Raw genomic sequence first — 20,672 nt, forward strand, 5'->3', positions numbered from 1 at the left:
CGGCGGGATCCCGCTCATCGGCAGGCACCGGGCGCGGTGAGCCAGGGCGCCGGCGCCCAACAGGCCACCGCGATCGCCACGCCCAGCAGCAGTCCCGCCAGGACATCGTGCGGATAGTGCACGCCGGCCAGCACCCGCGCGATCGCCACCAGGAGCGCGACCGGCACCGCCACCGGTGCCAGTCGTCGAGCAAGCAGCACGACGCCCGCGGCCAATGCCCCGGCGATAGCGGCGTGATCACTGGGGTACGACCAGTGGCCCTCCGCAGGACAGGCGAGCCACGTGACGGTGCCGGCGAACACCCGGCAGGGACGCTCCTCCTCGACCGCCGTCTTCACCGCGCCACTGAGCACGTCCGCGATCAGGGCCCCGGCCAGCACGACCGGCGCACCGAGCCACCGCGCCCAGCGGTCACCCCGCCGCATCCAGGTCGCCACGAACACCAGGATGACGAGCACCAGCAGTCCGGCCTCGGGCAGACCTCCGCCCACCGCGGTGACCCACGGCGGGGCGCCGGCGGCCGTCGTGATCACCTCGCGGTAGAGCACCGCGGACGGGCCGTCACGAACCAGCGTCACGCCCTGCTCGCCGCGACCGGCCGGCACGAGCAACGCCACCGCCGCACCACCCGCCGCCAGCGCGAGTACCACGGTCAGCAGATGCCACAGCGCGGTCCGGGCGATGGAGCGGGAGCTCACCGCGTCTCCGTCAGATTGAGGATGACCACGCCGGCGATGATCAGCAGCATCGCGCCCACCTTCACGACGGTCAGCGACTCCCCGAAGGCGTACCACCCGATGAGGGCGATCGCCGCCGTGCCGGTACCCGACCAGATCGCGTACGCGACACTGACCTGCAGGTATCGCACAGCGAAGGCCAGCAACGTGAACGACAGCGCGTAGGCCACCCCGACGACCAGGCTCGGCACCAGCCGTGTCAGACCGGAGCTCATCTTGAGAGCCGTGGTGCCGGCGACCTCGGCGGCGATCGCCACGACGAGCAGTATCCAGGCCATTTCCCATCCTTCCGTCAGTGGCGGTCGCCGACCGGGCCCGGCCGGCGGGCCGTGGGTCACGATCGGTCGTCGTGACGTGGTACGCGGGGCGGTCCCGGACGCCCCTTCCCCATCGGCGGCGAGCCAAAGGTGACGTCCTCGGAGTCGTTTCCGATCTGCTCGACATCGCTCCATCCGTGCCCGGCCAGACGATCGAGCAACTCGTGCACGACGTGTTCCGGCGCGGAGGCCCCGCTGGTCACGCCGATGGTGCCGACACCCTCCAGCCAGCGCGGATCGAGCTGATCGGCGCTGTCGACGAGGTGAGCGGCGCGGGCGCCGGCGCGCTGGGCCACGGTGACCAGCCGCAGCGAGTTCGACGAGGTGGGCGAGCCCACGACGAGCACGAGGTCGCACCGGGCGGCGATCGCGGCTATCGCATTCTGCCGGTTGGTGGAGGCATAGCAGACGTCGTCGCTCGGAGGCTGCCTCAGATGCGGGAACCGCGTGCGCAGCCGTTCCACGGTCGCTTCGACGTCGCCGACGGCGAGGGTGGTCTGTGACAACCACACCACCGGCCGGTCCTCGTCCAGCACCAGATTCCCGACGGCGGCCGGGTCGTCCGGGTCGACGACATGGATGTGCTCCGGGGCATGACCACGGGTACCCGACACCTCGATGTGGTCATGATGCCCGATCAGGACGATCTGGTGATCGTCGCGGGCGTAACGGCGCGCCTCGGCATGGACCTTCGACACCAGGGGGCAGGTGGCGTCCACAACGCTGAGCGAACGGCGGTGCGCGTGCTCCCGGACCTGCGGGGACACCCCGTGGGCGGAGAACACGACGATCGAGCCCGGCGGAACCTCGTCCAGGTCGTCGGTGAAGACCGCGCCGGCCGCCTCGAGCTGGGCGATGACGTGGGTGTTGTGCACGATCGCGTGCCGTACGTAGACCGGCGGTCCGTATTCGGACAGGGCCGACCGGACGGCCTGCACCGCCCGGTCGACGCCCGCGCAGAACCCGCGCGGTGCCGCGAGCAGAACTCTCCCCGTCACACGAATGCCCTTTCGCCGACAGTCACGGTTGATCCAGGTGTTTCCGGACCGCCCCGGCGATCCCGGCCGCGTCGAGGCCGTGGGCTCGCAGAATCTGCTGCCGGGAGCCGTGCGGCACGAAGGCCGCCGGCAGGGTGAGCGGCACGGTACGGGCGACCGAGCCGGACGCCGCCAGCGCCTGCGCCAGACGCCCGCCCACGGAACCGGTGGACGTCGCGTCCTCCACCGTCACGACCAGTTGGTGGGCACCGGCGAGCTTGACCAGTTCCGAGGTGAGGGGCGCGATCCACCGTGGATCGATCACCGCCGCGGGGATGCCCTGCTCCTGCAGGTCGCGGGCCGCTTCGAGGCACGCCTCGGCCATGGGTCCCACGGAGATGATCAGAACGCGGGCGTCCGGCACCGCATGCAGCACGTCGTACTCGGCGGTACGGTGCTGTGCCGGCACGTCCTCGCCGGCCGTGCCCTTGGGGAAGCGGACCGCGGTGGGGCCGTCCGCGTGGGACACGGCCTCGTGGAGCAGGCCCCGCAGCTCGGCGCAGTCTCGCGGTGCCGCGAGCCGCAGCCCCGGTACGAGGGCCAGTATGCTCGCATCCCACATGCCGTGATGGCTCGGCCCGTCGGGTCCGGTGATCCCCGCCCGGTCGAGCACGAACGTGACGGGGAGGCGGTGCAGGGCCACATCCATGAGCACCTGGTCCAGGGCCCTGGTCAGGAACGTCGAGTAGATGGCCACCACAGGGTGCAGGCCGCCGACCGCGAGGCCCGCGGCCGAGGTGACCGCGTGCTGCTCGGCGATCCCGACGTCGAACACCCGCTCGGGTGCTCGTCGCAGCAGCGATCCCAGCCCGGTGGGCAGCGCCATGGCGGCCGTGACGCAGACGACGTCCGGGCGCGCGGCGCTGATCCGGTCGATCTCCTCGCCGAAGACCGAGGTCCAGGAACGGGCTGTGCCGCCGCCGGCCGGGCCGATGGCATGCATGCGGTCAGCGTCGTCGTCCTCGGCCGGTCGGTGACCGGCGCCCTTGCGGGTCACACAGTGCACCACCACCGCGCGGTTCATCCTCCTGGCCCGGCGTAGGGCCTGCTCGGTCGCGACGATGTCATGGCCGTCGACCGGGCCCACGTAGGCGAGCCCCAGCTGGCCGAAGAGGCTCGTCGCCCCGGGTGCGCCGCCGCGCAGCCGGGCCAGGTGGTGAGCCAGAGCACCCGCTGTGGGCGCGTAGGAACGTTCGTTGTCGTTGAGCACCACGACGACCGGCAGCGAGCCGCCGCCTAGATTGTTCAGCGCCTCCCAGGACATGCCGCCGGTCAGCGCGCCGTCCCCGATCACGGCCACGATGCCGCGTTGCTCACCGAGCAACGCGAACGCCTTGGCGATGCCGTCGGCGTAGGACAGCGCGGTCGAGGCATGCGAGTTCTCGACGACATCGTGCGGGGACTCCGCAGGGCAGGGGTATCCGGACAGGCCACCGGCTTGGCGCAGGGTGTCGAACTCGGCGGCCCGGCCGGTCAGGATCTTGTGTACGTAGGACTGGTGGCCGGTGTCGAAGAGCAGGACGTCACGCGGGGACTCGAAGACGCGGTGCAGGGCGATGGTCAGCTCCACCATGCCCAGATTGGGACCGAGGTGACCGCCGGTACGGGTGACCCGGTCGATCAGGAAACGACGGATGTCGCCGGCGCCACGATCGCACTGGTCGTACGTCCACTCGCGCACCACCTCCGGCGACAAGCCGTGCAGGTACGCATACGAAGGGCCGGACAGCATCGTCCGCTGCTCGATCACCAGCTGCTCGCGGTGACCTCGTCGGAGGTGGACCCGGATGACAGCCGCAGCGCCTCCTCGATGAGCACCTCGGCGATCCGCGATTCCGGCACGGTGCGCACGACCCGGCCCCGTACGAAGATCTGCCCTTTCCCGTTGCCGGAGGCGACCCCCAGGTCCGCTTCTCTCGCCTCGCCCGGTCCGTTGACGACGCACCCCATCACCGCGACCCGCAGCGGGACGTCGAGGCCGTCCAGCGCGGCCTGCACCTCCGCCACCAGTTCGTAGACGTCGACCTGAGCACGGCCGCAGGACGGGCACGACACGATGTCGAGGCCGGTGCGCTCGCGCAGGCCCAGGGCCTCGAGAATGCCGATACCGGTCTTGACCTCCTCGACCGGGTCCGCCGACAACGACACCCGCAGGGTGTCACCGATTCCCTGGCGCAGCAGCGCGCCGAACGCCGTCGCGGACTTGACGATGCCCTGCGGCGGCGGGCCTGCCTCGGTGACCCCGAGGTGCAACGGATAGTCGCAGGCCGCGGCGAGGAGCTCGTACGCGCGCACCATGACCTGTGGGTCGTGATGCTTGACCGAGATCTTGAGGTCGCGGAACCCGTGTTCGGCGAAGAGCCCGGCCTCCCACAGCGCGGACTCCACGAGTGCCTCCGGGGTGACCCCACCGTGCTTGGCGAGCAACCGGGGGTCGAGCGAACCGGCGTTGACGCCGATACGGATCGAGATGTTCCGGTCCGCGGCGGCGCGGGCGATCTCCCGTACCCGGTCGTCGAACTTCTTGATATTGCCGGGGTTCACCCGTACCGCGGCGCAGCCGGCCTCGATCGCGGCGAAGACGTAGCGCGGCTGGAAGTGGATGTCGGCGATCACCGGAATCTGCGACTTCCTGGCGATCACCGGAAGCGCGTCGGCGTCGTCCTGGGACGGAACCGCGACACGGACGATGTCACAGCCGGCCGCGGTGAGCGCGGCGATCTGCTGCAGCGTAGCGTCGATGTCGGTGGTCGGCGTGGTGGTCATGGACTGCACCGAGACCGGGCTGTCGCTGCCGACACCCACCTTCCCCACTGTCAGCTGACGAGTGGGACGCCGGGCGATGTGCAAAGCGGTCATGGCTGCTCCCTCACCGTGGTCGTTGCGCATGTCCTGTCCCGCCGCGATCCGGGAGTGCCGGTGCCCGTGGAGCCGGCCGGCGCTCACCGCGCCAGCCGCCGACGGCGTCATTGCAAATCCTTAACCGACACGGCCGCCATGAACACCGTGCAAATGCACAGGCTTCGATGACCGGATCACGTTAGCCTTCGCTAAGGTCAGTCCGGTCGAAGCGAGGTTTCATGCTTCAGGAATTTGAGTTGTCCTCATACCTGCGAGAACAGCAGGTCCTCATTGATCAGGAGCTTGAGCGAGCCCTCGACGGTGACATTCCAGAACCGCTGGGTGCGTCAATCCGGTACTCATTGATGTCAGGCGGCAAACGGCTGCGCCCCATCCTGTGCCTGGCGGCGTGCACCGCGCACGGCGGCCGACCGGAAATCGCACTTCCCACCGCCGTGGCGCTGGAGATGCTGCATACCGCCACCCTGATCCACGACGATCTTCCCGCCATGGACAACGACGATTTCCGGCGCGGCAGACTCACGAATCACAAGGTCTTCGGTGAAGGCGTGGCGGTGCTGACCGGCGACGCGCTCCTGTCGTACTCGCTGGAGTACGTCCTCGATCGCACCGAGGCTCCCCCGGAACGGCTGTTGCGGGTGTTCAACATCCTGCTGCACGCGATCGGCGTGCACGGCGCGATCGGCGGACAGGTGATCGACATCCAGAACACCGACCGCAACGACGTGGACCTGCCGGCGCTGGAACTGATGGACGCCCGCAAGACCGGCGCGCTGCTGGTGGCGGCCCTGGCCACCGGCGCGGTCCTGGCCGAGGCGGGCGGGGACACCATCGAGCGGCTCTGCCGCTACGGCGAGAAGATCGGTCTGGCGTTCCAGATCGTCGACGACATCCTCGACGTCACCGCCACCCTCGAGGAACTGGGCAAGACCCCGCACAAGGACGACCGGGCGAACAAGGCGACGTTCCCGAGACTGCTGGGTCTCGACGAGTCACGCCGGCGAGCCGCCGAACTCGTGGAGTCGGCCAAGCAGGACGTGGAAGTCCTCGGCAAGGGTGCGATCCCGTTGTTCGCCATCGCCGACTACGTCTGTAACCGGTCCCACTGAGGAGGGGTAGGCGGATGAAGAGTGTGTTGCCTCGCAAGATCTCCGCGCAGCCGGCGAGACCCGACGCCGTCCCTGTGGGCCTGGCGGCGAGTTGGTACGTCGGCATGTCGTCCGGGCAGCTGGGGCGGCGCCCGGTAGCGGTCCGGCTGTTCGGCCGGGACCTGGTCGCCTGGCGTGACGCGACCGGCCGGCCGGTGCTCGCGCCGAGGTTCTGCCCGCACCAGGGCGCCAGCCTGGCCCTAGGCAAGGTCGTCGACGGCGAGCTCCGCTGCCCTTTCCACGGGTGGCGCTTCGAGGGATCGGGAAAGTGCGTCCGCATCCCCGGAAGCGACCGGATCCCGACGACGGCCCAGCTCGACACCTACCCGGTGCAGGAGCGTTACGGCTTCGTCTGGGTGTGGTACGGCACACCCGAACCGTTGTTCCCGCTCCCGGACTTCCCGCCCCGCGACGCCGACCGCGACCGCTACATCGGATTCCGCTATGCCGACCGGACCATCGGCACCGCCCGGCAGTTGCTCGAGAACGCCTTCGACTACTTCCACTTCGAGGCGCTTCACGGGCTCTCCCTGGACAGCACCGAGTTCCGGATGTTGAAGGACCAGTCGGAGGCGGCCGACAACGGATCACCGATCGCGACCGACGCCTGGCTCGGCTCCTGGTTCGAGGGGGTGGCCACACCCGGACATCCCGTACGCGACCCCTACCGCTGGCTGGTGGCGAAGTCGGCGACGTTCGCGGCGGGCGACAGCTTCGAGGTCCTGGTGGACGGATGGCCGGGCGGCCAGCGCTTCACCGGTTACGTCGACGGGAAAGTGTTCTACAAGGTGCTCCTGGCCATCGTGCCGATCGAGGAACGGCGGACCACCCAGGTCGGCTGGATGGTGACACCGCGCAGCAGCGGCATCGGCCTGCGGACCCTGTTCAACCTGTTCATGCTCTTCGGCCAGTATCGCGGCGGCAGCACGCAGGACCTGCCCGTCTACAACAACACCGAGGCGGAGACCGGGACGCTGCGCGCGTGGCACGACAACGGGCTGCTGCGATTCCGCAAGTACTACCAGTCGTGGGTCGACCGGGTCGACCCCGCTGCCGCCGGAGGAAGGCCGTGACCCACCTGGCGGCATCGTGGTACGTGGCGCTGCCGTCGGGCGCGGTCGGCGCCAAACCCCGGTCCCTGACCATGTTCGGCCGTCCGCTGGTGGCCTGGCGCGACGGCACCGGCAGGGCTTCGGTGCTCCCGCGGCACTGCCCGCATCTGGGCGCCAGCCTGGCCCTGGGCAAGGTCGTCGAGGGGCAGCTGAGGTGCGTGTTCCACCACTGGCGCTTCGACGCCACCGGCGCCTGCGTCCACATTCCGCGGATGGACCGGCTGCCCAGCCACCTGGCGCGGCGGCGGGCGTACCCGGTCCTGGAACGCTACGGCTTCCTGTGGGTCTGGTACGGCTCCGAGGAACCGCTGTTCCCGCTGCCTGAGCTGGATCCACAGGTCCTGACCCGGAGCGCCTACCAGCGTCACCGGTTCGCGTTCGCCACACCGGCGTCGCCCCGCCGGGTGCTGGAACAGGCATTCGATCACCACCGCTTCGCCGCCTTCCACGATCTGGAGGCGATCGGCCAGGACTGCTCCGCGGCGCTGCCCGATCAGGGGGCAGCCCTGCGGAACGGCCCGGCGATCACGGCCGACGCGTGGACCGGGGCACGGCTGGAATTCCGCGGGGACCGGCTGCCGGAGGTGCTGCGGGGCACGGCACCGCCGTACGCCGTGGACCTACTGGTGGACGGCTGGCCGGGCGGACAGCGGCTCACCTTCTCCGTCGCCGGCCAGGACTCCGTCCGGGAGCTGATCGCCGTCACCCCGATCCGTGACGGTCACACCATCGTGCGGGGCTGGTCATTCGTGCGCCGGCAGGGCGATCCCCTCCGGGACGCGTCGAGGCTGCGGGCCTATCGCAGGTTCCGCCGACGTGACGTCCAGGAGGGACTGCGCGTCTACGCGGACTTCCGCCAGGAACGCGCTGGCGTACCGATCGAACCGGACGCACCGCTGGCCCGATTCCGCGACCACTACGACCGATGGGTGCCGCGGGCCGGCCACGACGACGAAGCCGACGCCGCCCGGTGAACCGGCAGGTGCCCGCTCAACGGAAATTTTCGACGAAGCGCCGTTGCCACGGCGTCTCCACAGCTCGGTGGGAATAGTGAGTGCGAACGTAGTCGACCGCTTGATCGCCGGGCAGGCCGTCCAGCACGGCCAGGCACGCCATCGCGGTGCCGGTACGGCCCCGGCCCCCGTAACAGGCCATCTCCACACGCTCGGTCCGGGCCCGTTCCAGCAATGCGGTCAGCGTCTCGCGGAATTCTTCGCGGTCGGACGGAAGCCAGAAATCGCGCCAGCGGATCCAAGTACTCTCCCATTTCGTCTCCGGCGGTTTCTTACCGAGCAGATATACACCGAATTGCGGTTCCGGGCCAGTCGGAACGGGATTTCGCAGGCCCCTTCCCCGAATCAGCGCACCGGAGGGGAGGCGCAGAATTCCGGCCGTTCCCTGATCCCAGGAATGCGTCGTCGTCAACTGGATCCTCCTTCTGCGAACGACTACCGCGATGGAAACAATTCTTACCACAGGGCCCGGGGGCCCGCCAGGAAGCAAATGCGTCATGTCGATGTCACACAAATAAACTCCGAGGGCAGGTGGACAGCATTATGAACCAGCGAGTTTCCGCAGCGACTTCCACCACTGCGCAGCGTCTCGACCTGCCCGCGAGCTGGTACGTGGCCGTTCCGTCCCCTCACCTCGGCAAGGGCCCGCAGCAGCTCCCGCTCTTCGGCCGCAAACTGGTGGCCTGGCGCGACCGGACCGGGCGACCCGTCGTGGCCCAGGGGCACTGCCCCCACCTCGGTGCGAGCCTCGGCGCCGGGCGGGTGACCGGCGACGATCTGCAATGCGTCTCTCACCGGTGGCGCTTCGACGCCGCCGGCCGGTGTGTCGCCGCGCCACCGGCACCGGACACCACGGACCGGCCCGGGCTGCGGACCTATCCGGCGGTCGAGCGGCACGGTTACGTCTGGGTGTGGTACGGCAGCCGCGAGCCGATGTTCCCGCTGCCGTCCTTCCCCGTCCTGGACGGGGCGACCGGCTACCCCACGGGTTTCCGGATGGCTGACGACACCCGTGCGACGGTACGCCGGATCCTGGAGAACACCTACGATCCCGACCATCTGGTCGCGCTACACGGACTGGAGGTCGACGGATCGACGAAGCTGCGCATGCTCGACGATCCCGGCGCCACCGCCGACCACGGTCCCCCTATCGCGGCAGAGGCCTGGCTCGGTGCTGAGCTGACCTGGCCGTCGTACAGCGGCCGGCTCGGCATGATCACCCGTGTCCTCGGCACCAACGCCAAGGAGTTCGTCCTGCGGGTGGACGGCTGGCCCAGCGGTCAGCGGATCAGCTACTTCGCCGACGGGCGACTGCAGTACCGGATGCTGCTGGCCGCCGCACCGCTGGGGCCCAACCGGACCATCCAGCACATCGCGGTGGCGATGCCCCGAACCGGCGCCCGCTGGCGGGATCTGCGCAACTACGTCCTGCACCGGCCGGAGATAACGATGACGTCGCAGCAGGACATCCCGCTGTTCAACACGATCGAGCGTGGCGACCGGCACGGGCTCTACGTCGGAGGCGACCACGGGGTGCTCGCCTTCCGGAAGTACTACCAGCAGTGGGTGGACCGGGTGGCCGACGATGCCTGACCTCGTTCCCCTACCGGAGCTGCGCGCGGCCGACGCCATCACGGCCGGCGCCAAGGCGGCGAACCTCGGCGACCTGATCGATGCCGGCCTGCCGGTGCCCGCCGGGTTCTGTCTGCCCGTCTCGACCTACCACGCCGTCGTCGCTCCTGTCCTCGCCCCGCTGCTCGGCCGCCTCACCACTCTCTCCACACCGGAATCCGGGGCGGGGACGGCGGCCTGGGAGCCGATGCGGCAAGTGTCCGAGATGCTACGGTCGGCCGTACGCGACATCGAGCTGCCCGCCGGCCTGCAGGCCGAGCTGGAACGGTCCTGGCACGATCTGTGCCCGGCCGGCGGCAGTGTCGCGGTGCGCTCCTCCGGGACCTCCGAGGACACCGCCGGCACGAGCTTCGCCGGGCAGTACCACACCGAGCTCGGCGTACGGTCGGCCGACCGCCTCGCCGACGCGGTCCGGACCTGCTGGGCCTCGCTCTGGGAGGTCCCGGCGATCCTGTACCGCGAGCGGGCCGGAATACCTCACGCGGAGGCCGCCATGGCGGTCGTCGTGCAGGTCATGGTGCCGGCCGATGCGGCGGGCGTCATGTTCGTCACCTCCGGTCCCGGCGACCTCGCCGGACCGATCGTCATCGAGTCGAGCTGGGGACTGGGCGAGGCCGTGGTGAGCGGTCAGGTCGATCCCGACCGTTTCTTCGTGTCCCCCGCCGCCGACCGGGTGGAACGCACGGAGATCGGCAGCAAGGCGCAGACGGTGACCTCCACCGCAACCGGCACCGAACTCGTCGGCACCGACCCGGACCAGCGCTCCAGCGCCTCCCTCGGCACCGAGCAGGTGATCGAGCTCGCCCGGCTGGGGCTCAGCGTGGCCCGGCACTTCGGCGCGCCGCAGGACGTCGAGTGGGCCGTTCACGACGGGCAGCTGTCGATCCTGCAGGCCCGGCCCCTGACCCGCGATCTTGCTCCGGCTCCGGCCGCCGATTGGACCAGCCCCGTCGATCACGCCGCGTGGGCCCGGATCAGCATCTGCGACTCGTGGCTGCCCGAGCCGCTCTCCCCGCTGTTCGAGACGACCCTATTCCCCCGTCTGGTGGACCGGTGGCGGCGGAACTGGTCGGGTTCCGACTGGCTGGCCGGTCCGCTGGTGCCCGAACCGATGGCGGGATCGATCAACGGTTACGCCTATCTGCGCCTGGACTTCCCGCTCAACAGGTATCCGATGCGCACGATCATGCTCATCGTCAGCTTCTATCGCTTCCACCTGTCCCGGCTGGAGTCGCACTGGCGCAGAGTTCTGCTGCCCCACCACCTCACCCGGATCGCCGAGCTCGGCCGGCGCGACCTGCGTACCCTCGAGACCCACGAGGTGCAGGCCGTCATCGACGAGGTGGCAGAGCTCAGCGGGATCTACTGGGCGATGCTGGGCGGCCTCGCGTGGTACTGGAACGTCAGCGAACTGCTGCTGGAAAAGCTGTACCCGACTCTGGTCCGGCCCGTACCTTCGCCCCCTGACCTCGCACAGCTGTTGCAAGGGCATCGGACCCGAACCTCGGACATGGACGCGGCGCTGTGGCGGCTCGCACGCTCCGGCGACGACCACGCCTTCGAGGCACTGCTCGCCGAGTACGGGCATCAGGTGTACCAGCTCGACCTCGTCGAGCCGACGCCGGCCGAGGAGAGCACCGCGCTCCGTACCGCCCTGGACGGCTATCGCACCGGTGACACCCCGGACCCGGCGGCGCGGCTGCAGTCGCTGGCCGATCGGCGGGACACCGAGCTGGCCCGGATCGACGCCCGGCTGCGCACCCATCCCGTACGCCGGCGGTTGCTGCACCTGCTGCTTCGGCTGAACCGGCGCTATGCGGCCGTCCGCGACGAGGCCCTGTTCCACTTCACCCAGGGCTGGCCACTCATGCGCCGCGGTTACCTCGAGCTGGGCCGGCGTCTGGTCGCCGACGATCGCCTCAGCCAGCCGGACGACGTCTTCTACCTCACCGGCGACGAGCTGGCGGCGCAACTGCGCGGCGACGGACCGCCCGCCGACAGGGACGGCCGGATCGCCGAGCGCCGGAACCTGCGGGCGCAGCGGCGCAGGCTCATCCCACCGCCGATCGTCCCGCCGGACCTGCAACTGGTCTTCGCCGGTGTCGACCTGATCCCCCTCGCCTTCCTCGGCCAGGAGGGGAAGTCCGGCGATCCGGCGGACCAGACGTCCGGCATCAAGGGCTCCCCGGTCAGCCCGGGACGCGTCACGGCCCCCGCCCGGCACATCACGTCGGTCGAGGACTTCCCCAAGCTGCAGGCCGGCGAGGTGCTGCTGGCCTCCTTCATCACGCCGGCCTGGTCACCGTTGCTGAGCATCGCCGGAGCGGTGGTGACCGACACCGGCGGCACGCTCTCGCACGGGTCGATCGTGGCACGCGAGTACGGCATCCCCGCCGTCATGGGCACCAACCACGCCACCAGAGTGATCCGGGACGGGCAGGTCGTCACCGTCGACGGCGACCGTGGGCTGGTGTACTGATGTCCGCCCGCCACCGTGCCCGCCTCGACGTCGTACCCGGGTGAACAGGCATGAGCGAGATGGCAGCCACGTATCCCCGCCCCGCGGTGACCCCGAGACGGCAGGTGTGGCGCCGCCTGTTCCGGCTCCTCTGGTTCGTGGTGACCACGACACCGCTGCTCTTCCTGATGCCCCACCTCGACCCGGGGGAGTTGAGTCACCGGTTCGGCGGTGTAGTGATCCCACTGCTGCTGCTCGCGGCCGCGCTGAACCTCGCCGTGCACGTCGTGCAGGCCGGGTGCTGGTCGGCACTGCTGCACCCACTGCGCCGGTTGCCGTTCCGCCTGCTGCTGCGCTACGAGTTCGCGGCCCAGTCCACCGCCTTCGTCGACGTGGCGAGTGGCACGGCGCCACTACGGGCGCGGCTTCTCGCCCGGGCGGACGTCCCGCCCGAGGTCACCGCCGCCCTGACGAGCCTGCGCCGGATCGTGCGCGCCGCCGGGATCGGGGTGCTCGCCGTCGCCGCACCCCTGGTGCTGACCGGACTGCCGATCCGGGTGACCGCCTACCTGTGGCTGTCGACGGTGGTGACGATCGCCGTCGTCGGCTGGCTGGTGCTACTGGCTCACCGCCGCTACGGCGCCACCCGGGTACCACGCATCCTCCGCCGGGTCACCGCCGGCCTGTTCTGCCTCCGTGACGCCCGGGCGCTCCTGCTGCTGCTGGTCCTGGGCATGCTGGAGGTGCTGATCGACGCCGTCGCCGCGGCGGTGGTCCTGTCCGCCCTGCACGTACGCGTGTCGGTGGGGGCCGCCGCGCTCGTACTGTTCTTCGTCGACATGTCGGTCAGTCTGCCGGTGTCGCCGGTCAACCTGGGCACCTTCGAGGCCGGCGCCCTCCTCGCCCTGGAGTTCGCGCACGTCCCCCTGGAGGCCGGAGCGGCGTTCGCCCTGGTCTTCCACGCGCAGCAGAACCTGCCTCAGCTGGTCGCTGGCCTGCCGCTGCGGATTGCCGTGGCCAACCGAAGGAGAAGATCGTGACAACACTGTCGGAGTGGGTGCCTGCCTTCAACGGAGAGCAGACGCTGGGTGAGGCGTACGCGGCCATGCCCGGTGACGACGCCTCGGTGGTGCCCTGGTACGTCCGCCTGCTGGAGAACCCGGCCAGTCCCGTCGCTCTGCCCGGGGCCATCGACCTGCGAGGACACGACTGTGTCCACATCACACTCGGGCGGGGCACCACGTCGGCCGACGAGGCGTTCGTCCTCGGTGTCACCATGGGCTCGACCGGCCGGGCGGGCGGCTGGCAGCGGGATTTGTTCACGCTGGCGGCCCGGCACGTGTACCGCGGACCGTGGCGACTGACCGACAGCGACGTGCTGCTGTTCGACATGGCCGTCGAATTCTCCCAGCACCAGGGAATCCAGCCGCTCAACACCGTACGGTGGGACGAGCTGTGGGACGAGCCGCTGCAGAAGATTCGGTCGTCCCTGGGCATCCGGGAGTCGGCACTGCTCACGTTCTACGAGACCGAACGGCTGATGTGGCCCGACAGCGTCGCGTCGAGCCGCTTGCCCACAGCGGCGTACCCGCATGAATGAACGGACCAGGAGCCGGTTGGGTTTCACCGTCCGGCTGCTCTTCGTGCTGGCCACCGTCTTCGTCGTCTGGCGCTTTCTGCGTGAGATCGAGGTCGGCAGGTTCACCGCGGCCCTGCGCGACGCCGACTATCGGCTGCTGACGGCGGCCGTGCTGCTCAACATCGGTGCCCAGTTCGTCCGGGCGGCCGGCTGGACGGCGATGCTGGGCGCCCGGCACCCGATCCGGTTCGGCACGCTGCTCTGCTACGAGTTGGCCGCCCAGGCTGCGTCGTCGCTCACCCCCGCCCGCGCCGGTGAGGTGATGCGGCTGTGGCTGCTCAAGCGCGAGAACGTCCCAGTGACCGTCACCACGGCCCTCATCGTGCTGAAGAAGTCGATCGGCGCGGTGGGGGTGGCGCTGCTGGCCCTGCCCACCCCCCTGCTGCTGGGCACCACGGACTGGGTGCTGGGCGTCGTGCTGGCGATCAACGCCGTCATGATTCTTCACCTGCTGCTGCTCGTATGGGTAGCACATCGCAGGCCCGGCAAGCGGCTCCCAAAATTCCTGCGCGGACTGGTCGACGGCATGTACTTCCTGCGCGACCGCCGCGGCTTCACGGCCGCCTTCGCATGGATCCTGCTGGGTGAGGTCGCCGACGCGGCCGCCGCGTTCCTGGTGCTGCGCGCGTTGCACGTGAACCTGTCGTTCGCCGCGGCGATCCTGGTTCTGTTTTTCATCGACTTCGCCAACGCCCTGCCCTCCGCACCCGCTCAGCTGGGCACCTTCGAGGCCGGGGCGCTGTACTCGCTGAACCTGCTCGGTGTCGCCCCCGACCTCGCCTTGGCGTTCACCCTGGTCTTCCACGCTCAGCAGGCCATGCCGCAGATCGTCGCCGGCCTGCCGTTCCAGCTGCACTATCTGGCCGTCCGACGAAACACCAGAAGCACCACGACCCCTGTTCACGTTCCGGAAGGGAAGCCTTGATGAAGCCGTGGGACAGGTTGCAGGCGTCGCGCGAGGCGCTCACCAAATCGCGCGACATCTTCCGGGAGTTCGCCCGGGACCTGTACTTCCCCGCGCTGGCCCTGTCCAGGTGGGAGCGGATACGGTGCGGTCCGGTCCTGTTCCTGGTGGAGTTCCTGGTCTACCGAGTCGACGCGGTCGCGGAGCACACCCGGGACGTCGACCTCGATGCCGACGGCAACCAGGACTACCGGAGACTCGTCCGCTACAAGCAGGCCTTCGCCACGCTACTGCGCCGGCTGGGCGCCTACGACGACGCCGTCGGCCACCAACTCGACCAGGGCGAACAGTACGTACGGCTGGAGAACCGGGTCACCGCACACGACACGGCCGACCACGAGTCGGTCCTGCGGCTGGTCGAACTACGCTCCTCCGACCTGCGGCTGCTGCACGCGATGATCTACCCCCTGCTCGGCAGACCCCTCGACCAGCGGATGCTCGACCTGCTGTGGCCGGTCGAGGTCCTCGCTGACATCGGCAACGATCTCGCGCACTACGAGCAGGACGTTCGCACGGGGAACTTCAACGCCTACGCCGCTTTCGTCCGGCTCTACGGGCCGGACGCGCCGCGACGGCTCCGCGCCGAGACCGCCCGCTACGAGCGACTGTTCCACGAACGGCTGAGCGAGTTCCCCGGCCGTCGGCGGGTGGCCCTGGCCACGCTGTGCCTGCGCCGCTACCGCACGCAGATCGACCGGATCCCGGATCCCGTCCACGCCGGCGGCCAGGACGTGATGGCGGAGGGCCACGCATGACTTCCCAGGTGGTCGTGGTGACCGGCGTCATCTGCACGCTGTGGTGGCTGATCGCGTACGCCGGGATCATCCACCGCGGCTTCCGGGACCGGACGTACGGCATGCCGATCGCGGCACTCGGCGCGAACCTCTCCTGGGAAGCCGCGTACGGGCTCTTCATCAATCCCTTCGCCGACCACATCCACACCCTCAGCATCGTGTGGCTCGTGGTGGACCTGGTCATCCTGTGGCAGGCCTGCCGGTACGCGCCGCGGGAGTTCCGCGATCTACCGGCGGTCTCCAGATATGCGCGCTTCCTGCCCCTCATCGCGGTCGTCGTCGCCTATCCGATCGTCTACCTCGGCTTCTTCGAGTTCAACGATCCCGACGGCGAATACACCGGGTTCGGCGTCAACTGCCTGATGTCCCTGCTGTTCCTCGCACTGCTGGTACGCCGGGACAGCCCCCGGGGCCAGTCGCTCTACATCGCGATCGCCAAATTCTTCGGCACCTTCTTCGCCTGGCTCGCGACCGCGCTGACGGTGACCACGAGCAGCACACAGGCATGGCCGGACGGTTTCTGGTCCTTCTGGAGCGACAGCCTCCGGTACGACTCCTACCCGCTGACGCCGCTGATCAACTACCTCTACCTCGTCGTATTCGTGGCCGACATCGTCTACACCGTCGCGCTCTACCGCCGGTTGAAGGCGGCGGACATCCGGCCGTGGCGGCACATCTGACCGCCCGCCCCGCTGAATCCCGAAGGAGCTCCCGTGCTCAGCCCGACCCCGGACCCGCGCCCGCAGTGGACCGTCACGCTCGATCGGCTCGCGGATCCGCTGCGCCGCCCCGCCGAGCCGGACGACGTGCCCGGAACCCGGCCCTGGCCGGTGGTGGGTGACCTTCCGAGCTTCGCCGCGGACCCGCAGGCGTTTGTCACGGATCTGCACGACACGTACGGCGACCTGGCCGCCTGGTCGCTGGGTGGGAGACGCCAGTACTGCGTCTTCCACCCCGACGACGTCGCGACCGTGCTCAGCGCCACCAACTCCGCCCTGCGCAAGGGCTTCACCGAGGGCTTCATCCAGTACGCCGACCTGCTCGGTGCGCGCGCCCTGCCCGCCAGCAACGGCGAGCTGTGGAAGCGGCAGCGTCGCCTCGCGCAGCCGGCCATGCATGCCCGGCGGATCAGCGGCTACGCGAGAACCATGGTCGGCTACGCCACCGACCTGGCCGGCCTGTGGCAGGACGGGCAGGTCCGGGACGTACACCAGGACATGGTCCGGCTCACCGCCCAGATCGCGGTGAAGAGCCTCTTCGGCGCCGAGGTCGGGCGGGCCGACGGGGACGAGATCCGCGAGGCCCTGGCCGAGATGGCCAGGTTCGAGGAGGTCGAGTACACCGGCCTGCCCGGGCTGCTGCCCTATTGGATGCCGGCCCCGCACCGCCTCCGGCTGCGCCGGGCCTCGGCTCGGGTGGAGACGCTGATCATGCAGGCAGTCGACCGTCGTCGCCGGCCCCGGACCGGCTCCGGCGAACCGGAGACTCCGCCCGACCTGCTGGCCATGCTTCTCGACGCCCGTGACGACGACGACCGGCCGATGGACGAGCGCCAGCTGCGCAACGAGATCCATACCCTCTACGTCGCGGGACACGCCACCACGGCGAACACCCTGGGCTTCGCCTTCGCTCTCCTGGCGCGCCATCCTGACATCCTGGCGCGTCTGCAGGCCGAGCTGGACGACGTGATCGGCGACGCGGAGCCCGAATTCACGCACGTGCCGGGGCTCCGCTTCACCGAAGCGTGCGTCAAGGAGACTCTGCGGTTGTTCCCCGTCGTCGCGATGCTGCCCCGCAAGGCCGACGCCCCGCTCGACCTGCGCCATCACACCATCGGCGCGGGCGCCGACATCTGGGTCAGCGCCTGGGTCACCCATCGCGATCCACGGTTCTGGCCCGAGGCCGCCCGGTTCCGGCCGGACCGCTGGCTCGATGGCGCCACCGACCGCATCCACCGCTCCGCATGGTTCCCGTTCGGTGGCGGCCAGCGGATCTGCTACGGCATGCGTTTCTCCCTGACCGAAATGGTGCTCATCCTCGCCGTCCTGGCGCGTGACTTCGCGTTCGCGCCGATCGGCGACGTCCCGGTGCACTACACCAACGAGGCCCTGCTCGCACCCGAGGGCGGCGCGGTGCTGGCTCTCACCCGCCGGATGCCGCGGAGCCCGGCGGGGTGAGGACCGCCGACCCGCTGTTCCGCTTCGGTCACGGCCTGATCATCTGAGCATCGGTGACCGCGGCCCAGGTGACCGGCATCGGCTGGCGGGTGCCGTCGGTGTAGGTCACGTCGACCGTCGAGGGCAGGGCCGGAAGGACACCGACCGCGGTACGCGTGTCGTAGCAGGCGATCGACGAGACCGCGGCGGCGAACACCCGCCGCTCCGAGACGCCGACCGCGGAGTACGCCGTACCGGCCGTGTCCGGCAGCGCCTGGAACGTCGCCCGCAACCGCGTGGTGGTGACCGGGTCGAAGCGCACCTCGTTGGTGCTCCCCCGCACCGCCGGGTCGAAGCCGGTCGCGCCGGTCACGTCCGCCCACGCCGTGCCGGTCCAGTACTGCAACGTCCAGGACGTGGGGACCGAGACTCCGACGCCTCCGGTGGTGCTGTCCGACCAGAAGGCGATCGAGGCGTGGTCGACGCGGACCGCCGACGGGAAGTCGTACTGCAGCCAGCGCGTCGACGGCTCGGCGCCGGTCCACGTGCCCCACAGGTCGGTCTGCGCGCCGCCCTCGAAGAAGGCCGGTTTCCCGTCGTTGACCGCACCGACCGCGTTCCAGCCCGCCGTGTAGCTCGCCGTCGGGGTGGCGGTGGACGCCACGTTGATCTCCCCTTCGGTCAGCGCGGTGCCGTCGACGACCACGTCCCTGTGGGCGCTGCCCACGGTGAGGCGCAGGGTGTAGGCGCCGGTCTTGGTGAACCGGGCGACCGTGGTCGGCGTGCTCGGCGAGTCGAACGCGACCGCTCCCCCGGACGGCGCGTCCACCACGGACCAGGCGGCGGTGACGTCGGTGCCGGGTGCGCCGTCGTCCTGGGCCAGGCCGATCAGCCGGACGGAGCCGTCCTGGTGGTACGCCGAGTCGACCCACGCGTCCGCGAGTGGCGGCTCGTCGACGGCAGGGGGCGCGGCCACACCCGTACCGAAAGCCTGAATCTCTTTGATCCCGGTTTTGAATCCTGCCGCGTGCTGCACGGTGATGCGCAGCCTGGTGGCGGTGATCGAGGGGAACCGGACCCGGTTGAGGTTGCCGCGTGGGTAGGCGGGACTGCGGCTCTGACCGGGAACGGTCGTCCAGCCATCGCCGTCGTCGTAGCTGACGGTGAACTGCGCGGGTGGCGCGTATCCGGCGACGGTGGCGCTGGTCGAGGTGTTGTAGAAGTACACGCGGACGTCGTCGATCTCCTTCGCGCCGCCCAGGTCGACATCGATCGCATCGGTCGCGTGCGGTGACCCGGCGGTGCCCCAGAACGGCTCGTTGACGGTCGAACCGTCGACGGCGGCGCCCGCGGTCCCGAAGGTGGCGGTGACCGGACGGCCCTGGGCGACGTTCGTGGTGCCGGTGCTGGCCGGGGCGATGTCGGCGCCGGCCTTGGCCAGCACGTCGACGATCCGGTCGGCGGCGGCGAACCGCACGTCGGCCGGCGCGTCCACCGAGATCTGCGCGGTGGAGGTGACGGTGATCCCGGCGGCGGCCTCGACCTCGCCGGTCGCCGGGTCGTAGACGAGCCGGCCCAGCCTGTCGGCGGTGAAGGCGAGCTGGCCGTCGAGGTAGACGGAGTAGCCCTCGGGCACGTCGTCGCCGTAGTAGCGGGTGCCGCCGGGCGCGTCCCAGACGATCGTCAGGTCCCGGTCCCGGTAGCGGATGTCGTTGGCGGTGAAGTGGTCCCAGCCGATGTCGATCGGGTCGAGCTCCACCTTGGCGTCGTCGCGCGGGCGCAGGCCCATCGCGTCCTCGATCATGGTGAAGTTGGTGGCGCCGAGGATGGTGTGGTGGATCCACGAGCGGTAGCCGATGCTGCCGCCGTCCGCGGTGGAGCCGTCGGCCCAGAACTCGTTCTGGTCGGGGTACCGGTTGTCGCCGTCCTCCTGGTACTGCGCCCACGCGTTCCAGTACAGGAGCTTCTTGTACCACTCGGCGTCGATGTACGGGTTCGGGTAGTTCCGCAGCACCGAGGAGAGCATCCGGAACGTCACCGTCGAGTTGATGATCGAGAAGTTGTTGCTGCCCGGCTCCCCGGCCGCCGCGGCAGCCGCCTTGTCGGCCTGGTTCGCGGTGGTGAAGGGGAAGATCGGGTACTGGGTGTCGTCGGCGAACAGGCGCAGCGCCTCGACGTAGGGCTGGGTGTAGTCGGCGTCGCCGGGCTTGGGCATCAGGCCCACGGCGTACGGATAATAGTTGTTTATCTCTTTCCAGGGCACGAGTTCGCCGGTGGCGGTGAGCCGGTGTTTGAGCAGGTTGCCGTAGAGGCCCATCTCGTCCGGGGTGCTGCGCTCCGGCTCCCACAGGTATGCGAGCACCGCGGCCTTGATGCTCGCGGCGAAAGCGGTCATCTCGGCGGCCTTCGCGGTGTTCCCGGCGGTCCGGTAGGCGGCGGCCGAGGCGAGCGCGTTGGAATACAGGTAGGCGTTCTCAGTCCGGTCCATATAGCCGGGTTTCCAGTGGAACGACACCGCGTCGGCGTCGTTGCCGGTCATCGCGCCCCAGTTGTACTCGATCAGGCCGTCGCCGTCGAAGTCATACGCCTCCTGCAGGCCTTTGACATCGTTCTCCGCGTAGCGGGCCAGGTTCCCGGCGATGTAACTACTCAGGTCAGTTGATGGCGGGGATCCATGGCTGGCCGGATGTCAGTTGGACGAGGGCGTCGTAGAGGTTGATGCCGTGTTTGGTGGCGGTAGCGAGATATGTGCGTAGGTGGCAGAAGTGTTCGGCGCCGGTGAGGGTGCGCATCGCGCCGGAGA

The 20,672-nt window shown here is 69.8% G+C and carries 18 protein-coding genes; 11 read left to right on the top strand and 7 right to left on the bottom strand.

The features are described 5' to 3' along the window. Positions 1 to 14: 14 nt before the first annotated feature. From AB0M08_RS27780 to ispG, 5 genes are read right to left on the bottom strand one after another with little or no spacing between them, the layout of a single operon-like run. A complete protein-coding gene (locus AB0M08_RS27780) occupies positions 15 to 698 on the bottom strand; it encodes a phosphatase PAP2 family protein (RefSeq protein WP_364499142.1) in 684 nt (227 codons plus the stop codon). Then, positions 695 to 1,015, bottom strand: a complete 321-nt coding sequence (locus tag AB0M08_RS27785) for a multidrug efflux SMR transporter (protein ID WP_364499145.1) — start codon at positions 1,013 to 1,015, stop codon at positions 695 to 697. The genes AB0M08_RS27780 and AB0M08_RS27785 overlap by 4 nt, the downstream gene beginning before the upstream one ends. 56 nt (positions 1,016 to 1,071) lie before the next feature. Then, positions 1,072 to 2,052 (bottom strand): 4-hydroxy-3-methylbut-2-enyl diphosphate reductase, encoded by a 981-nt coding sequence (locus AB0M08_RS27790; protein ID WP_364499148.1) that lies wholly within the window; start codon positions 2,050 to 2,052, stop codon positions 1,072 to 1,074. A 22-nt stretch (positions 2,053 to 2,074) separates the two neighbouring features. Then, the gene (locus tag AB0M08_RS27795) at positions 2,075 to 3,823 is read right to left on the bottom strand and encodes a 1-deoxy-D-xylulose-5-phosphate synthase (RefSeq protein ID WP_364499150.1); all 1,749 of its coding nucleotides are present in this window, start codon (positions 3,821 to 3,823) and stop codon (positions 2,075 to 2,077) included. 14 nt (positions 3,824 to 3,837) lie between these two features. Next, entirely contained in the window at positions 3,838 to 4,950 is a 1,113-nt protein-coding gene (gene ispG / locus AB0M08_RS27800; protein WP_364499153.1) for a flavodoxin-dependent (E)-4-hydroxy-3-methylbut-2-enyl-diphosphate synthase, read from the bottom strand. A gap of 221 nt (positions 4,951 to 5,171) precedes the next feature. Between ispG and AB0M08_RS27805 the strand changes: the two genes are divergently transcribed. The 3 genes from AB0M08_RS27805 to AB0M08_RS27815 are packed head-to-tail and all read left to right on the top strand — an operon-like array spanning position 5,172 to position 8,187. After that, the gene (locus tag AB0M08_RS27805; RefSeq protein ID WP_364499156.1) at positions 5,172 to 6,062 is read left to right on the top strand and encodes a polyprenyl synthetase family protein; all 891 of its coding nucleotides are present in this window, start codon (positions 5,172 to 5,174) and stop codon (positions 6,060 to 6,062) included. A gap of 14 nt (positions 6,063 to 6,076) precedes the next feature. Further along, positions 6,077 to 7,174, top strand: a complete 1,098-nt coding sequence (locus AB0M08_RS27810) for a Rieske 2Fe-2S domain-containing protein (RefSeq protein WP_364499159.1) — start codon at positions 6,077 to 6,079, stop codon at positions 7,172 to 7,174. After that, positions 7,171 to 8,187, top strand: coding sequence for a Rieske 2Fe-2S domain-containing protein (locus AB0M08_RS27815; protein ID WP_364499162.1), 1,017 nt, complete (start codon positions 7,171 to 7,173; stop codon positions 8,185 to 8,187). The genes AB0M08_RS27810 and AB0M08_RS27815 overlap by 4 nt, the downstream gene beginning before the upstream one ends. A gap of 16 nt (positions 8,188 to 8,203) precedes the next feature. On the opposite strand, the gene AB0M08_RS27820 is transcribed toward AB0M08_RS27815, so the two are convergent. Continuing rightward, on the bottom strand, positions 8,204 to 8,638 hold the full coding sequence (locus tag AB0M08_RS27820; protein WP_364499165.1) for a protein-tyrosine phosphatase family protein: 435 nt from the start codon (positions 8,636 to 8,638) through the stop codon (positions 8,204 to 8,206). Positions 8,639 to 8,769: 131 nt separating this feature from the next. On the opposite strand from AB0M08_RS27820, the gene AB0M08_RS27825 reads away from it, so the two are divergent. The 8 genes from AB0M08_RS27825 to AB0M08_RS27860 are packed head-to-tail and all read left to right on the top strand — an operon-like array spanning position 8,770 to position 17,890. Next, entirely contained in the window at positions 8,770 to 9,819 is a 1,050-nt protein-coding gene (locus AB0M08_RS27825; protein ID WP_364499168.1) for a Rieske 2Fe-2S domain-containing protein, read from the top strand. Then, positions 9,812 to 12,337, top strand: a complete 2,526-nt coding sequence (locus AB0M08_RS27830; protein ID WP_364499170.1) for a PEP/pyruvate-binding domain-containing protein — start codon at positions 9,812 to 9,814, stop codon at positions 12,335 to 12,337. The genes AB0M08_RS27825 and AB0M08_RS27830 overlap by 8 nt, the downstream gene beginning before the upstream one ends. A 50-nt stretch (positions 12,338 to 12,387) precedes the next feature. Next, positions 12,388 to 13,356, top strand: coding sequence for a lysylphosphatidylglycerol synthase domain-containing protein (locus AB0M08_RS27835; RefSeq protein ID WP_364499172.1), 969 nt, complete (start codon positions 12,388 to 12,390; stop codon positions 13,354 to 13,356). After that, on the top strand, positions 13,353 to 13,916 hold the full coding sequence (locus tag AB0M08_RS27840; RefSeq protein WP_364499175.1) for a hypothetical protein: 564 nt from the start codon (positions 13,353 to 13,355) through the stop codon (positions 13,914 to 13,916). The genes AB0M08_RS27835 and AB0M08_RS27840 overlap by 4 nt, the downstream gene beginning before the upstream one ends. After that, positions 13,909 to 14,880: a lysylphosphatidylglycerol synthase transmembrane domain-containing protein gene (locus AB0M08_RS27845; RefSeq protein ID WP_364499177.1), complete on the top strand. Its 972-nt coding sequence runs from the start codon at positions 13,909 to 13,911 to the stop codon at positions 14,878 to 14,880. Before AB0M08_RS27840 ends, AB0M08_RS27845 begins: the two co-directional genes overlap by 8 nt. Next, positions 14,880 to 15,674, top strand: a complete 795-nt coding sequence (locus AB0M08_RS27850) for a hypothetical protein (protein ID WP_364499179.1) — start codon at positions 14,880 to 14,882, stop codon at positions 15,672 to 15,674. Before AB0M08_RS27845 ends, AB0M08_RS27850 begins: the two co-directional genes overlap by 1 nt. Next, complete coding sequence (locus tag AB0M08_RS27855; protein ID WP_364499182.1) at positions 15,671 to 16,393, top strand: hypothetical protein; 723 nt, start codon at positions 15,671 to 15,673, stop codon at positions 16,391 to 16,393. The genes AB0M08_RS27850 and AB0M08_RS27855 overlap by 4 nt, the downstream gene beginning before the upstream one ends. A 33-nt stretch (positions 16,394 to 16,426) precedes the next feature. Then, positions 16,427 to 17,890 carry a cytochrome P450 gene (locus AB0M08_RS27860; RefSeq protein WP_364499185.1) on the top strand — a complete coding sequence of 488 codons (1,464 nt, stop codon included), beginning with the start codon at positions 16,427 to 16,429 and terminating at the stop codon, positions 17,888 to 17,890. A 28-nt stretch (positions 17,891 to 17,918) separates the two neighbouring features. On the opposite strand, the gene AB0M08_RS27865 is transcribed toward AB0M08_RS27860, so the two are convergent. Continuing rightward, positions 17,919 to 20,408: a discoidin domain-containing protein gene (locus AB0M08_RS27865; RefSeq protein WP_364499188.1), complete on the bottom strand. Its 2,490-nt coding sequence runs from the start codon at positions 20,406 to 20,408 to the stop codon at positions 17,919 to 17,921. Positions 20,409 to 20,672 lie beyond the last annotated feature (264 nt).

The sequence above is a fragment of the Actinoplanes sp. NPDC051851 genome, from assembly GCF_040681165.1.
In the GTDB taxonomy this organism is placed as follows: Bacteria; Actinomycetota; Actinomycetes; order Mycobacteriales; family Micromonosporaceae; genus Actinoplanes.